At 73.7% G+C, this 13,278-nt stretch carries 12 protein-coding genes; 8 read left to right on the top strand and 4 right to left on the bottom strand.

Annotated elements, in window-relative coordinates:
* Entirely contained in the window at nt 1–1,839 is a 1,839-nt protein-coding gene (glmS, locus tag JOD66_RS14010) for a glutamine--fructose-6-phosphate transaminase (isomerizing) (protein ID WP_204837462.1), read from the bottom strand.
* Nucleotides 1,840–1,859: 20 nt separating this feature from the next.
* Entirely contained in the window at nt 1,860–2,123 is a 264-nt protein-coding gene (locus JOD66_RS14005) for a hypothetical protein (RefSeq protein ID WP_204837461.1), read from the bottom strand.
* Nucleotides 2,124–2,366: 243 nt separating this feature from the next.
* Here JOD66_RS14005 and JOD66_RS14000 point away from each other — a divergent pair, with 243 nt between their 5' ends.
* The 4 genes from JOD66_RS14000 (at nt 2,367) to JOD66_RS13985 (ending at nt 5,331) form a co-directional block, all read left to right on the top strand.
* Nucleotides 2,367–2,504 carry a hypothetical protein gene (locus tag JOD66_RS14000; RefSeq protein WP_204837460.1) on the top strand — a complete coding sequence of 46 codons (138 nt, stop codon included), beginning with the start codon at nt 2,367–2,369 and terminating at the stop codon, nt 2,502–2,504.
* 175 nt (nt 2,505–2,679) lie between these two features.
* A complete protein-coding gene (locus tag JOD66_RS13995; protein ID WP_204837459.1) occupies nt 2,680–3,234 on the top strand; it encodes a YceI family protein in 555 nt (184 codons plus the stop codon).
* A 66-nt stretch (nt 3,235–3,300) separates the two neighbouring features.
* Nucleotides 3,301–4,206, top strand: coding sequence for a GNAT family N-acetyltransferase (locus JOD66_RS29510; RefSeq protein WP_307823516.1), 906 nt, complete (start codon nt 3,301–3,303; stop codon nt 4,204–4,206).
* A gap of 42 nt (nt 4,207–4,248) precedes the next feature.
* Nucleotides 4,249–5,331 (top strand): serine/threonine-protein kinase, encoded by a 1,083-nt coding sequence (locus JOD66_RS13985; RefSeq protein ID WP_204837458.1) that lies wholly within the window; start codon nt 4,249–4,251, stop codon nt 5,329–5,331.
* A 288-nt stretch (nt 5,332–5,619) separates the two neighbouring features.
* Here the strand turns inward: JOD66_RS13985 and JOD66_RS13980 are convergent, their stop codons facing one another.
* Nucleotides 5,620–6,942: a hypothetical protein gene (locus JOD66_RS13980; RefSeq protein WP_204837457.1), complete on the bottom strand. Its 1,323-nt coding sequence runs from the start codon at nt 6,940–6,942 to the stop codon at nt 5,620–5,622.
* 110 nt (nt 6,943–7,052) lie between these two features.
* Here JOD66_RS13980 and JOD66_RS13975 point away from each other — a divergent pair, with 110 nt between their 5' ends.
* Together JOD66_RS13975 and JOD66_RS13970 are read left to right on the top strand one after the other, a co-directional pair.
* The gene (locus JOD66_RS13975) at nt 7,053–7,643 is read left to right on the top strand and encodes a SigE family RNA polymerase sigma factor (protein WP_204837456.1); all 591 of its coding nucleotides are present in this window, start codon (nt 7,053–7,055) and stop codon (nt 7,641–7,643) included.
* Nucleotides 7,636–8,739 carry a hypothetical protein gene (locus tag JOD66_RS13970; RefSeq protein WP_204837455.1) on the top strand — a complete coding sequence of 368 codons (1,104 nt, stop codon included), beginning with the start codon at nt 7,636–7,638 and terminating at the stop codon, nt 8,737–8,739. Before JOD66_RS13975 ends, JOD66_RS13970 begins: the two co-directional genes overlap by 8 nt.
* Here JOD66_RS13970 and JOD66_RS13965 read toward each other — a convergent pair.
* Nucleotides 8,721–10,292, bottom strand: coding sequence for a PucR family transcriptional regulator (locus JOD66_RS13965; RefSeq protein WP_204837454.1), 1,572 nt, complete (start codon nt 10,290–10,292; stop codon nt 8,721–8,723). The genes JOD66_RS13970 and JOD66_RS13965 overlap by 19 nt on opposite strands.
* An 89-nt stretch (nt 10,293–10,381) precedes the next feature.
* On the opposite strand from JOD66_RS13965, the gene JOD66_RS13960 reads away from it, so the two are divergent.
* Both JOD66_RS13960 and JOD66_RS13955 read left to right on the top strand, forming a co-directional pair.
* The gene (locus tag JOD66_RS13960) at nt 10,382–11,881 is read left to right on the top strand and encodes a CoA-acylating methylmalonate-semialdehyde dehydrogenase (RefSeq protein ID WP_204837453.1); all 1,500 of its coding nucleotides are present in this window, start codon (nt 10,382–10,384) and stop codon (nt 11,879–11,881) included.
* A 4-nt stretch (nt 11,882–11,885) separates the two neighbouring features.
* A complete protein-coding gene (locus JOD66_RS13955) occupies nt 11,886–13,262 on the top strand; it encodes an aspartate aminotransferase family protein (RefSeq protein ID WP_204837452.1) in 1,377 nt (458 codons plus the stop codon).
* Nucleotides 13,263–13,278: the final 16 nt, after the last annotated feature.

Here is a 13,278-nt window from a genome sequence, read left to right as displayed (position 1 = left end):
TCACTCCACGGTGACGGACTTCGCGAGGTTGCGCGGCTTGTCGATGTCGTGGCCCAGCTCCAGGGCCGCGTGGTAGGCCAGCACCTGCAGCGGGATCGTCAGCAGGATCGGGTCCAGCTCCCGCTCGTTGCGGGGGACGTCGATCCGCCCGGTCACGACGTCCTCGAGGTCGCCGAGGTCGACGCCCTCGTGGGAGACCACGACGAGCGGGCCACCGCGGGCCGCGATCTCGTGGAGGGCGGCGACATTGCGCTCGACCAGCTCGTCGTCGGGCACGATCGCGACGGTCGGCACCTCGGGGGAGATGAGCGCGAGCGGACCGTGCTTGAGCTCGCTGGTCTGGTACGCCTCGGCGTGGCGGTAGCTGATCTCCTTGAACTTCTGCGCGCCCTCGCGGGCCACCGGGAAGCCGCGGACCCGGCCCACGAAGAACAGGTTCTCGGCCTCGGCGAGCCGCTTCGCGATGACGGCGAGCTCGGCCTCGGTCGCGAGGATCTCGTCGATCTGAGCGGGGATCCGGGTCAGGCCGGCGATCAGCCGCTTGCCGTCGGCGATGGAGAGGTCGCGGACCCGGCCGAGCTGGACGGCGAGCATGCCGAACGCGAGGAACATGTTGGTCAGCGCCTTGGTGGAGGCGACCGCCACCTCGGGACCGGCGTGCAGGTAGATGCCGCCGTCGACCTGGCGCGCGATCGCCGAGCCGACCACGTTGACCAGCCCGATCACGCGTCCACCCTTGCGCTGCACCTCCTGCACCGCCAGCAGGGTGTCGATGGTCTCGCCGGACTGGCTCACCGCGACGTACAGCGTGTCGGGCTCGATGATCGGGTCGCGATAGCGGAACTCGCTGGCCGCCTCCGCGTCCGCGGGGATCCGGGCCAGCTCCTCGAGCAGCGAGGCGCCCATCTGGCCGACGTAGTACGCCGACCCGCAGCCGAGGATCTTGACCCGGCGGAAGGCGCGCAGCTCCCGGGCGTCGAGGTTGAGGCCGCCCAGGTGACCGGTGCCGAACCGCTCGTCGAGGCGACCGCGCAGCACCGCCTCCGCGCGGGCCGGCTGCTCGAGCAGCTCCTTGTGCATGAACGAGTCGTGCTCGCCGGCGTCGTACGCCTCGGGGTCGACGTCGACCTCCTTGGCGCGGCGGTCGGTGGCGGCCAGGCCGGTCGCCTCGATCCGATAGGTCGTGAACCCGCTCGCGGTGATCGTGGCCATCTCGCCGTCGTCGAGGTGGGCGACCGTGGTGGTGTAGCGCACCAGCGCGGCCAGGTCGGACGCGACGTGCATCTCGTGGTCGCCGACGCCGATGATCAACGGGCTGCCGTTGCGGGCCACGACCAGCCGGTCGGGGAAGTCGGCGTGCGCCACCGCGATGCCGTAGGTGCCCTCCACCCGGCCCAGCGCGTCGGCGATCCGCTGCTCCAGGGTCTTGGCCGTCGAGCCCGCGATGAGATGGGCGAGCACCTCGGTGTCGGTGTCGGAGGCGAGCACGACGCCCGCGTCGCTCAGCTCGGCCCGCAGCGCGGCGGCGTTGTCGATAATGCCGTTGTGGACCACGGCGACCCGCGCGGCCGCGTCGGTGTGGGGATGGGCGTTCACGTCGTTGGCGGGACCGTGGGTCGCCCAGCGGGTGTGACCGATCCCGAGCTTGCCGCCGAACCGCTTCGGCAGCCCGTCGCCGAGGTCGCGGACCCGGCCGGCCTGCTTGGCGACCTTGAGCCCGCTGCCGCCGAGGACGGCGACGCCCGCGGAGTCGTACCCCCGGTGCTCGAGCCGGGTCAGTCCCTCCAGCAGCAGCGGCGCCGCCTGCTGGGTCCCGATGTAGCCGACGATCCCGCACATGTGTCGTCTCCCTGTCGTGTCTAGCCGTAGATGATCCGTCGGAGCTGGCGCTCCGAGAGCTCCGGCGCCGCGACCACGGTGGTGCGCAGCTCCTCGCGCAGCCGGGCGAAGATCGCGTCATTCCTCGCGCCGTGCAGCCGGAGCTCGGCGTGCCGCCGCCGGACCCAGCCCTCGACCGTCTCGTCGTGGAAGGCGAGGACGTCCTGGACCAGCCGGGTCGCCTCCGCCGGACCCAGGCCCGTGCTGTCCTGGACGTGCTGGAGGAGCCGCGGATCGACGTGCACCCGGTGAGCGTGCACCCCGACGGGCACTTTCTCAAGTTCCTGCCCGGAATCGGGCAGATCGCAGGAGATCTGGCCGTCCGCACGAGTTCTCGTGGCGCGTCAGCGGGCGGTGGAGCACCACGCCCGTCTCGCGCCCGCCCTGGGCGTACGAGTGGAGGAAAACAGCCGCCGGCGGCGGGATTCGGGACGGGCCGGTGGGGGACGTGCTATCTTGGTGAACACAAGGTGAACAGGAGGTGACCCATGACCAACACGAACATGACCGAGACGCATCTGGAGATGCGCTGGCTGCCCGTGACCGCCCCCGACGGACGCACCCGGATGGAGGCCGTCTGGGTCGAGGTGGGCCAGCCGGTGGCCGCACACTCGCACGCGGCCTGAGTCCCATCGATTCTCTGGAAGCCACTCCCCGACCGCGGGGAGTGGCTTCCGGCATTTCGTCGTCATTCTGCGAGGTGATCCGGATCACCCCTTGCCTCGGAATGGTTGCCGTGTCACCATTGGTTACGGTCTTTGAAAGTTCAACAAACCCGCCACCATCTCAGGAGCCACCACCATGAGCGAGTCCGCTGCCCTCACCGACATCACCGGCGACTACACCCTCGACGTCGCGCACAGCCGCCTCGGCTTCGTCGCGCGCCACGCGGTCGTCACCAAGGTCCGCGGCCAGTTCACCGACTGGTCCGCCACCGCCCACATCGACACCGCCAACCCGGCCGCCTCCTCGGTCACCCTGACCATCAACCCGGCCAGCGTCTCCACCGGCAGCGCCGACCGCGACGGCCACCTCACCTCCCCCGACTTCTTCGACACCGCCGCCTTCCCGGAGTGGAAGTTCGTGTCCACCGACGTCTCCCGCGACGGCAACGAGTGGACCATCACCGGCGACCTCACCATCAAGGACGTCACCAAGCCGGTCACTATCGAGTTCGAGGAGAACGGCTCCGCCAAGGACCCGTTCGGCAACATCCGGGTCGGCTTCGAGGGCGACGTCACCGTCAACCGCAAGGACTGGGGCCTGACCTGGAACGCCGCGCTCGAGACCGGCGGCGTCCTCGTCTCCGAGAAGATCAAGCTCGAGTTCGACATCTCCGCGATCAAGAACGCCTGATCCCCTCCCCGAGGTCTCGGGGAAATCACGCGCGGACACCCGGGCGAGTCGGCCAGACTCGCCCGGGTGTCCGCCATTTCGCCGCCCTCCGGGCTCACCACGCGTCCGCTCACCCTCGCCGACGCGCCCGCCGTCTTCGCCGTCATCGCCGAGCAGGAGCGCCACGACGTCGGCACCGTCGAGGTCGAGGAGGCCGACCTGCTCGCCGACTGGGGGCGGCCGTCGTACGACCTCGGGGCGAGCTCGGTCGCGGTGCTCGACGGCGATCGGATCGTGGCCTACGCCGAGCACCTCGGGGAGGAGCGGTACGACGCCGCGGTGGTGCCGTCGTACCGCGGGCGGGGGATCGGGACCTGGCTGGCCGGCTGGGTCCGGCAGCTGGCCCGGGCGCGCGGCGCCGCGATCGTCGGCATGCCGGTGCCCCAGGGCTCCGACGGCGACCAGCTGCTCGCCGCGCTCGGCTACGAGGTGCGCTGGACCAGCTGGGTGCTGCGCCTGCCCGAGGGCGCGCGGATCGCCGAGCGTCGCCTGCCAGCGGGATACGCGCTGCGCGCGGCGACCCCCGCCGACCACGAGCAGGTCTGGACCGTCACCGAGGACGCCTTCTTGGAGTGGTCGGTGCGCGAGCGCGCGGCGCTGGCCGACTTCGGCGCCCAGGTCTGGGGCCGCCCCGGCTCCGAGCCGTGGCAGCTCCAGGTCGTCGTCGGACCCGACGGCGACGTCGTGGCCGCCGCCCACTCCTGGAACGCCGGCACCGACACCTTCGTCTCCAAGCTGGCCGTGGCCCGCGCCCACCGGCGCCGCGGCCTCGCCCAGGCCCTGCTCGTCGCGGCCTTCACCGCCGGCCGGGAGCGCGGCGCGACCTCCTCGTCGCTGTCCACCGACTCGCGCACCGGCGCGCTCGGCCTCTACGAGAACGTCGGCATGCGGATCGAGGCGACCTGGGTGCACCGGGCGGTGCGGCTGGGCTGAGGTGTGGCCGGCGCGTGGCCGGGGCCGGATAGGGTCGCCCGCATGGGCGAGGTGTTCGCGGGACGCTACGAGCTGCTGGACCCGATCGCCGCCGGCGGCATGGGCACCGTGTGGCGGGTGCTGGACCGCACGGCCGGCGAGGTGAAGGCCGCGAAGATGCTACGCCAGACCGACGCGGCGATGCTGCTGCGCTTCGTCCGGGAGCAGTCGGTGCGCATCGACCACACCCACGTCGTCACCCCGCAGTCGTGGGCGGGCGTCGACGACCGGGTGCTGTTCACCATGCCGCTGGTGCGCGGCGGGTCGGTGTCCGGACTGATGAAGCGCAACGGCGGAACGCTGCCGCCGCGATGGATCGCCGTCCTGACCGACCAGACCCTGCAGGCACTTGAGGCGGTGCACGCCGCGGGGATCGTGCACCGCGACATCAAGCCCGGCAACCTGCTGCTCGAGGTGACCGGCCGCGACCGCCCGCACCTGCGGCTCACCGACTTCGGCATCGCCGTCCCCAGCGACGAGCCGCGCCTGACCCACGTCGCGATGGTGATCGGGACCCCGGGCTACCTGCCGCCGGAGCAGTACCGCGGCGCCGACCCCGACCCCAGCGCCGACATCTACGCCCTCGGCGTAGTCGTGCTCGAGATGCTCACCGGCCACCGGCCCGCCGCCGACGGCGAGCCCACCCCGATCGACGTCGGTCCCCTGCGCACCGGCCGCCCCGAGCACGACGCGGTGCTCGACCTGGTCGCCGCCGCCACGGCGTACGACCCGCGCCGGCGCCCGACGGCCACCGAGCTCCTCGCCCACCCCGCCCTGCGCGGCCTGGTCGCCCGCTGGGACGAACCGGCGCTCGCCGACCAGGTCGAGGTCCTCGACGAGTACCCCGCCGCCCCGGACCCGACGCCCAGCCGACCGACGGCGGCGTACCCACCGCCCCCGCCGGCCCCGGCCACCCCCGGGGCCCTGGGGGCCCCGCCGCCACCGGCCAATCCCACCGCCGCCGCGACCGCGGCGGTCACCGCCTACGGCGCGCCGGTCGCCCGGCGGCGCCCGGTCGACGCCTACGTGCTGCTCGGCCTCGGCGTCGTGGGACTGCTGGTGGCGCTGCTGCTGCTCGTGGGGTGAGTGTCTGGGCGTGTCTGGGCGTGTCTGGGCGTGCCTGGGCGTGCCTGGGCGGCGGGGCGACCGGCGCTGTAACACGGAGTCCGCCGCTCTTCCGGACCTGCGACGTCGGAGAACGGGGTCCGTACGGGTCCGCTAGATGCGGCCCAGGTACGCCAGGCCGGCGAACTCCGTGTTACAGCGCCCGCCGACCCGACGCCCGCCGACCCGACGCCCGCCGACCCGCCGCCCGCCGACCCGCCGCCCGCCGACCCGCCGCCGGGCGACCCGACCAGGCCCGCCGCCCCTAGGTCACCGCCGGGCGCGGAGCCGGACCACCCCGGCTCCCAGACACGCCACGCTGGCCGCGGCCAGGCCGAACCCGGCCCAGCGCCGGGTCGTGAGCCAGCCGTCGTCGAGCGGACTGCCCGAGGCCACCGCGGCGAAGGTGTCCTCGCCGACCAGGAAGGGCCGCTCGGGCGAATAACCGTCGAGGCTGGTCTTCTTGTCCTGCGCGACCGCGACCCCGTCGTACGTCGGCGCGGCCCCGGCGTGGTGGTCGACCGCGACGGTGAGGGTCACCGGGATCTCCACGGCCTTCCGATCCGCGGACTCCGGGAGTGGCGACGCCGCGAGCGAGACCCAGTAGTCGCCGGGCAGCCGGCCGTCGACCGGGCGCACCGGCTCGCCGGCGGCGACCAGCACGGACGGCTCGCGGTCGTCGGCCGCGGCGAGATAGGTGCCGGTCGTGGAGTCTTCGGCCCCGGAGTCGGCGTAGCCCAGCCGGCCGCGGAGCGGGTCGATCAGGTGCAGGCTCAGGCCGGGGCCGCTGTAGGCGAACTCGTTGCCGTCGGGCGCCGCGGCGACGTCGACCCGCACGACCGGCTGGTCGCCCCAGTCCAGCGGCAGCCGCCAGAGCCGCTCGCTGCCCTCGCGGAGGGTGGTGCGGATCGCCGCGGGCCGGTCGCGGGCGTCGAGCTCGGGCGCCTCGTCGAAGGAGGCCGCGCCGTCGAGCGGCTCGGTGTCCTCGGGCTGGTCGGGCCGGTCGTACGCCGGGGTGTCGTCGGCCTCCTCGTCGCCGGCGCCGGACGAGGGCGCCTCCTCGACCACCTTGATCACATAGGGCAGGTCGGTGGTCGCCGAGGCGTAGCCACGGCTCACCTCGATCTGGATCGTGCCCGCGGCGCGGCAGGTGTCGCCGGTACTGCCGTCCTCGTCGCCCACGACCAGCCGGGCGCCGATCACCGCCTGCGGGACGCTGCTCTCGGTCGAGTCGCCCTCGTCGCCGCAGCTCGTGGGATCGCTGGAGCCCTTCGTGGCGACGCCGGCGACGACCCGGATGCCGTCGCTGCTGGTGCCCTGCGGCGCTCCGAGGACGCCGACGTGGACCCGGCTGCCGTTGATCCGGCGCTCGTAGCTGAAGAACTGCGAGTACGTCGGCCCCAGCGTCACCCGCCACAGCCCCGGGGCGAGCTCGCGGGGATGGGCGCCGTCGGTGCTCGGCTCGTTCGGCAGCGGTACGCCGCCCAGGTCGAGGCCGGGAGCGGCCGCCGCGGCGCCATATCCCGTCGTCAGCGTCAGCCAGGCCAGGCAGGTGGCGCCGGCGAGCAGGGCGGGAGCGCGTCGCGGACTCACGCCTGAACTCTAAAAGATCCGGGCCGCCCCAACCGGACCGACTCCTCGCGCGTCCTTCTCTGAGCACCGCACACCGCGAGCACGAGCACGAGCACGAGAGGATGGTCACCATGGCGCTGCGCGCATCTCGGGGCCCGACGGACGAGGAGTTCGCCGCGCTGGTCCACGCCGCCTGGCCGAGCCTGTACCGGACGGCCGTCCTGCTGGTCCGCGACCACGCGCTGGCCGAGGACCTGGTCCAGACCGCGCTCGCGAAGACCTACGCCCGCTGGTCGGCGATCCGCGACGTCGGCGCGGCCCGGGCCTATGCCCGCCGGGCCCTGGTGACGACGGCGACCAGCTGGTTCCGGCGCCGCTCGTTCCACGGCGAGCGCCCGACGGCCGAGCTCCCCGAGCCGGACACCGACCACGACCCCCGCGGGCCGACCGGCGACCGGATCGACCTGCTGGCGGCGCTGGCCCGGTTGGCGCCGCGGCAGCGGGCGGTCGTCGTGCTGCGCTACTACGACGACCTGTCGGTCGAGGAGACCGCGGAGCTGCTCGGCGTCACCACCGGCACCGTGAAGAGCCAGACCTCCGCCGCGCTCGGCAACCTGCGGCGCCTGCTCGGCGACGACGTCGACCTCCCCGACGCCAGCGCCGCCTCGCTGACCGCACCCACCACACGGACCACACCGACCACCGGAGGCCACCATGGCTGAGCGCCTCACCGACCTGCTCCACGACAGCGTGGACCACCTGCCCGTCCCCCACCCCGACGCCTCGGCGATCGCCGGGGCCGGGCGCGCCCGGCGTACTCGGCGCCGGGTCGGGACCATCGCCGCCGCCGTCGCGGCGATCGCGGCCGTCGGGGTCGGCGGCGCGGTCGTCGCGGACCTCGGCGACGGGCCCGCCCGCAGCTCCCAGGTCGCCACCCAGGACGACGACCCGTACGCCGAGCTGGGGTCGTACGCCGCCGGCGGGCACGTCGTCGTCGGCGACGCCACGGTCGAGCTGACGCCGGCGCCCCACCACCTCGCGCAGACGTCGGTGGGGGTGGTCACCCAGCAGTTCGACGGCCCCGACGGCACGCCCTTCCGGCTGGTCCGGCCCGACGGCACCGTGACGCCGCTGTCGATCCCCACCGACGCCTGGTCCGTCTCCGGCGACCCGGGCAGCGCTCGGGTGGCCTGGCTGGACCCCCTGCGCAACGAGGGCTGGGTGCACGTGTGGGACGTGACGACCGATCGCGAGGTCGCCACCCTGGGGGTCGAGCTGCCCGGCGAGACCCCGGAGGGCGGCAAGTCCGGCCTGCGCGAGGTCCAGCTGGACGGCGACTTCGTCTACGTCGGGACCGACCAGCGCACCGCCCACCGGATCGACTGGCGTACCGGCGCGGACCAGGAGCTGCCGTTCTCCCCGGTCGCCGTCCACGGCGGCGTGGCCACCTCGTTCGACGACGCCGGCCGGTGGACCCTCGTCGACGCCGCGACCGGGGAGCTGATCCGCGAGCTCGGTCGCCGGATCGAGACCGTCACGCTCGCGCCCGACGGCGAGCACGTCCTGGTCGTCCGTCAGGAGGGCAGCGGCTCGGTGGCGAGCGTCGAGCCGACCGAGCCGGGCGGCACGCCGGTCGAGCTGCCCGGTCTCACGGGGATGAGCAGCTGGAGCCTCGGCGGCCTGGTCGTCGGGCAGGTCGACGGCGCCAGCACCCTGCGCCGGTGCGACGTCGCCGGCCGCTGCGAGGACACGCCCGTCCCGTGGCTCGACGAGGAGAACCCGCTGGTGCTGCCGGCGGACTACCTGATGCTCGGCTGATCGGCCATCACCTCGCGCGCGAGCAGCGCGACGTGGAGGGCGAGCACGTTCTCCGGGTCGGCCAGGTCGATGTCGACGACCTGGCCGATCCGCTGCAGCCGGGCGTAGAGCGCGGGCCGGGAGATGTGGCACAGCTCGGCGGTGCGCACCTTGTTGCCGCCCGCGCGGCAGTACGCCGCCAGCGTGGGGGTGAGCTGCTCCCCGGTCCGCGCGTCGTGGGCGAGCAGGGTGCCGAGCTCGCGCTCGACGTACTGCTGCACCCGGGGGTCGTGGCGCAGCAGGTGGAGCAGCCCGCGCAGTCGCAGGTCGTAGAGGCGCACCGCGCGCGGCGGGTCGGTCGGGGCCGCGGAGTCGGCCACCACCAGCGCCTCGCGCACGCTGCCGCCGGCCCCCGCGACGTCGGCGACGGCCGAGCCGAGGCCGACCACCACGGGAGCGCCGGTGCGGGCCAGCCGGCCGACCAGCCGGTCCGCGAGCGCGTCGCCGGCCCCCGGGGCGTGGGCGACCAGGGCGACCACCCGCTCGTCGTCGACCGGGCCGACCAGCCCACTGGTGCGGCGTACCCGCAGCTCGTCGAGGAGGTCGGCGGCCACGCCCCGCAGCTCGTCGGCGTTGCCGGGTCCGGGCAGCCGCACCGCCAGTCCGGTGACCTGCCGGCCCTTCCAGCGCAGCCCGAGCGAGGTCAGCCGGGACGCGAGATGGGGTACGTCGACGCCGGCGGCGAGCTCGGTGAGCAGGGTGCGGTGTGCCTGCAGCTCCAGGTTCTGGGCGTCGCGGTCGATCAGCCGGCCCATGGCGAGCGCCGTCGCGCCGCGCTCGAGGAGCATCCGCTGCCGCGCGGAGAGCTCCTCGTCCGCCCCGTCGGCGACCAGCACCAGCCGCCCGAACCGCCCGGACTCGGGACCGACGTCGACGGCCGCGTCCGTGCCGAGCATCCGGGCGCTGCGCGCGCGCCGCTCCCAGTCGCCGATCACGGCGTCGTGGTCGCGACCGGCGGTGTTGTAGGCGATCACGTGGTGGACCAGGTTCTCGAAGACGACCGGCCGGCCGGCCATCTCCGCGACCAGGTCGACCACCTGCTGCGGCCGGGCCCGGCCGAGGGTGAGCCGGGTGAAGGCGCGGTGCGCCTCCTCGGAGGCCTGCAGCTCGCTCATCTGCGCGTTCACGACGATCTGGTGCACCGCCTGGGTGACCGCCACGAAGGACGTCTCCCGGCGGAAGGCGATCAGCGGCAGCCCGTGCTCCTCGGCCGCCTCGACGAGGGCGTCCGGCAACCGGTCGGCGTAGCGCCGGCCGAGCTCGATCGCCAGGCCGGCGAGCCCGACCTCGGCCAGGCCGGCGACGTACGCGCGCAGCCCGCGATCGGTCGACGGCAGCAGGATGCCGGTGTTGAGCAGCAGCTCGTCACCCTGCAGCAGGGGTGCGATGTCGGCGAGCTCGGCCACGTGGACCCAGCGGATCGCGCGCTCCAGGCGGCCGCCCCCCGCCAGCACCACCGGGTCGCCGCGACGTACCTCCGGCAGGGCGAGCACCTCGGCCAGCGTCGGCAGCATCCGGGGTCATTCCAATCTGTAATGTCGCTGCGCGATCGCGCGACAGATTGATGCTACTCACCGCGCGCCCGCGCGCCTACGTTCGGACCATGAGCGCGACCACCAGCACGATCAGCCACTGGATCGACGGCGCCGCGGTGACCGTCCCCGACGCCCGCACCCAGCCCGTCTTCAACCCCGCCACCGGCGAGGCCACCGGCCAGCTCCAGCTCGCCGACGCCGCCCTGGTCGACCGGGCCGTCGCCTCGGCGGCCGCCGCGGCGACGGAGTGGGGCCGCTCGAGCCTTGCGCGTCGTACCCAGGTGCTGTTCGCCTTCCGCGAGCTGGTCCGCAGCCACGCCGACGAGCTGGCCGCCGCGATCACCGCCGAGCACGGCAAGGTCCTCGACGACGCGGCCGGCGAGGTCGCCCGGGGCCTCGACAACGTCGACTACGCCGTCGGCATCGCCGAGCACCTCAAGGGCAGCTACTCCGCCGAGGTCAGCACCGGCATCGACGTGCGCACCGTGCGCGAGGCGCTCGGCGTCGTCGTCGGCATCACGCCGTTCAACTTCCCGGCCATGGTGCCGCTGTGGATGTGCACCACCGCGATCGCCGCCGGCAACGCCTTCGTCCTCAAGCCCAGCGAGCGCGACCCGTCGGCGTCCCTGCTGCTCGCCGAGCTGTGGCAGCAGGCCGGCCTGCCCGACGGCGTGTTCACCGTCGTCCAGGGCGACGCGACCGCCGTCCAGGCGCTCATCGACCACGACGACGTCGCGGCGGTCAGCTTCGTCGGCTCCACCCCGGTGGCCAAGTCCGTCTACGAGTCGGGCACCCGCGCCGGCAAGCGGGTCCAGGCCCTCGGCGGCGCCAAGAACCACATGGTCGTGCTGCCCGACGCCGACCTCGGCATGGCCGCCGACGCGGCCGTGTCGGCGGCGTACGGCTCCGCGGGCGAGCGCTGCATGGCCGTCTCCGTCCTGGTGGCGGTCGGCGACGTCGCCGACCAGCTGGTCAAGGAGATCACCGTGCGCGCCAACGACATCGTCGTCGGCGACGGCACCGTTGCCGGCACCGGGATGGGCCCGCTCATCACCGAGGCGCACCGCGACCGGGTCGCCGGGTACGTCGACGCCGGAGCCAGCGCCGGCGCGACCGTCGTCCTCGACGGCCGGCGGTCCGAGCTCCCGGCGTCCGGCTTCTTCCTCGGGCCCTCCCTGATCGACCACGTCTCGGAGGAGATGTCGGTCTACCGCGACGAGATCTTCGGCCCGGTGCTGTCCGTCGTACGGGTCGACACCTTCGACGACGCGATCGCGCTGATCAACCGCAACGAGTACGCCAACGGCGTCGCGCTGTTCACCCGCGACGGCGGCGCCGCGCGTCAGTTCGAACGCGAGGTGGAGGTCGGCATGGTCGGCGTCAACGTGCCGATCCCCGTGCCCGTCGCGCACCACTCGTTCGGCGGCTGGAAGAACTCGCTGTTCGGCTCGCACCACATGTACGGCCCCGAGGGGCTGGCGTTCTTCACCCGCGCCAAGGTCGTCACCTCGCGCTGGCCCGACCCGGCGACCTCCAGCGTCGACCTCGGCTTCCCCCGGAACCGGTGACGCGATGACCCTCCTCGACCCCGCCACCAACTCGCCGGCCGACTCGCTCGCCGCGAGCGTCGTCGCCGACGACCGGGCGCACGTCTTCCACTCCTGGTCCGCGCAGGACAAGATCAGCCCCCTGCCGATCGCCGGCGGCGAAGGATCGCGGTTCTGGGACTACGAGGGACGCAAGTACCTCGACTTCTCCTCCCAGCTGGTCAACCTCAACCTCGGCTACCAGCACCCCGCACTCGTCGCCGCGATCCAGGACCAGGCCGCCCGGCTGTGCATGGTGCAGCCGGCGTTCGCCAACGACGTCCGCGGAGAGGCGGCCCGGCTGATCGCCGAGCGCGCGCCGGGCGAGCTGAACCACGTGTTCTTCACCAACGGCGGCGCCGAGGCCAACGAGAACGCCATCCGGATGGCGAGGCTGCACACCGGCCGGCACAAGGTGCTCTCGACGTACCGCAGCTATCACGGCGCCACCGCCGGCGCCATCGCGCTCACCGGCGACCCGCGACGCTGGTCCTCGGAGCCGTCGATCCCCGGATCGGTGCACTTCTGGGGTCCCTACACCTACCGCTCGGCGTTCCACTCGACGTCCGAGGCGGAGGAGGGCGCCCGCGCGCTGCAGCACCTCGCCGACACGATCATGGTCGAGGGACCCGCCACCATCGCGGCGATCATCCTCGAGACCGTGGTCGGGACTAACGGGATCCTGGTGCCGCCGCCGGGCTACCTCGCCGGCGTACGCGAGCTGTGCGACCGGCACGGCATCGTGCTCATCGCCGACGAGGTGATGGCGGGCTTCGGGCGCTGCGGCGAGTGGTTCGCGATCGACCACTGGGGCGTCGTACCGGACCTGATCACCTTCGCCAAGGGCGTGAACTCGGGGTACGTGCCGTTGGGCGGCGTCGTGATCTCGGAGTCGATCTTCGACACCTTCCGTGAGCGCGCCTACCCGGGCGGCCTCACCTACTCCGGCCACCCGCTGGCCTGCGCGGCCGCCGTCGCGTCGATCCGGGTCATGTCCGACGGGGTGCTGGACCACGTGCGGGAGATGGGCAGCGAGGTGATCGGGCCCCGGCTCGCGGAGCTCGCCGCCCGCCACCCGTCGGTCGGCGACGTGCGCGGCCTCGGCATGTTCTGGGCGATCGAGCTGGTCCGCGACCGCGCGAACCGCGAACCGCTCGTCCCGTTCAACGCTGCCGGCCCGGACGCCGACCCGATGGCCCGGTTCACCGCCGCGTGCAAGGAGCGCGGGCTGTGGCCGTTCGTCCACTTCAACCGCACCCACGTCGCCCCGCCCTGCACGACCTCCCGCGAGGACCTGCTCGAGGGACTCGACATCCTCGACCAGGCGCTCGACGTGGCGGACGAGTACTGCAGCGGCTCCTGAGGTCCGCCGACCCGGC

Source organism: Nocardioides nitrophenolicus (assembly GCF_016907515.1).
GTDB classification, from domain to species: Bacteria; Actinomycetota; Actinomycetes; order Propionibacteriales; family Nocardioidaceae; genus Nocardioides; species Nocardioides nitrophenolicus.
The sequence above is the reverse complement of the archived record's forward strand: the minus strand, read 5'-3'. Positions and strand labels throughout refer to the sequence as shown.

What these genes read in the sequence shown, in the direction of transcription:
- glmS (WP_204837462.1), bottom strand. Translation starts at nt 1,839, where the DNA reads ATGTGCGGGATCGTCGGCTACATCGGGACCCAGCAGGCGGCGCCGCTG.
- JOD66_RS14000 (WP_204837460.1), top strand. Translation starts at nt 2,367, where the DNA reads ATGACCAACACGAACATGACCGAGACGCATCTGGAGATGCGCTGGCTG.
- JOD66_RS13995 (WP_204837459.1), top strand. Translation starts at nt 2,680, where the DNA reads ATGAGCGAGTCCGCTGCCCTCACCGACATCACCGGCGACTACACCCTC.
- JOD66_RS13985 (WP_204837458.1), top strand. Translation starts at nt 4,249, where the DNA reads ATGGGCGAGGTGTTCGCGGGACGCTACGAGCTGCTGGACCCGATCGCC.
- JOD66_RS13975 (WP_204837456.1), top strand. Translation starts at nt 7,053, where the DNA reads ATGGCGCTGCGCGCATCTCGGGGCCCGACGGACGAGGAGTTCGCCGCG.
- JOD66_RS13970 (WP_204837455.1), top strand. Translation starts at nt 7,636, where the DNA reads ATGGCTGAGCGCCTCACCGACCTGCTCCACGACAGCGTGGACCACCTG.
- JOD66_RS13965 (WP_204837454.1), bottom strand. Translation starts at nt 10,292, where the DNA reads ATGCTGCCGACGCTGGCCGAGGTGCTCGCCCTGCCGGAGGTACGTCGC.
- JOD66_RS13960 (WP_204837453.1), top strand. Translation starts at nt 10,382, where the DNA reads ATGAGCGCGACCACCAGCACGATCAGCCACTGGATCGACGGCGCCGCG.
- JOD66_RS13955 (WP_204837452.1), top strand. Translation starts at nt 11,886, where the DNA reads ATGACCCTCCTCGACCCCGCCACCAACTCGCCGGCCGACTCGCTCGCC.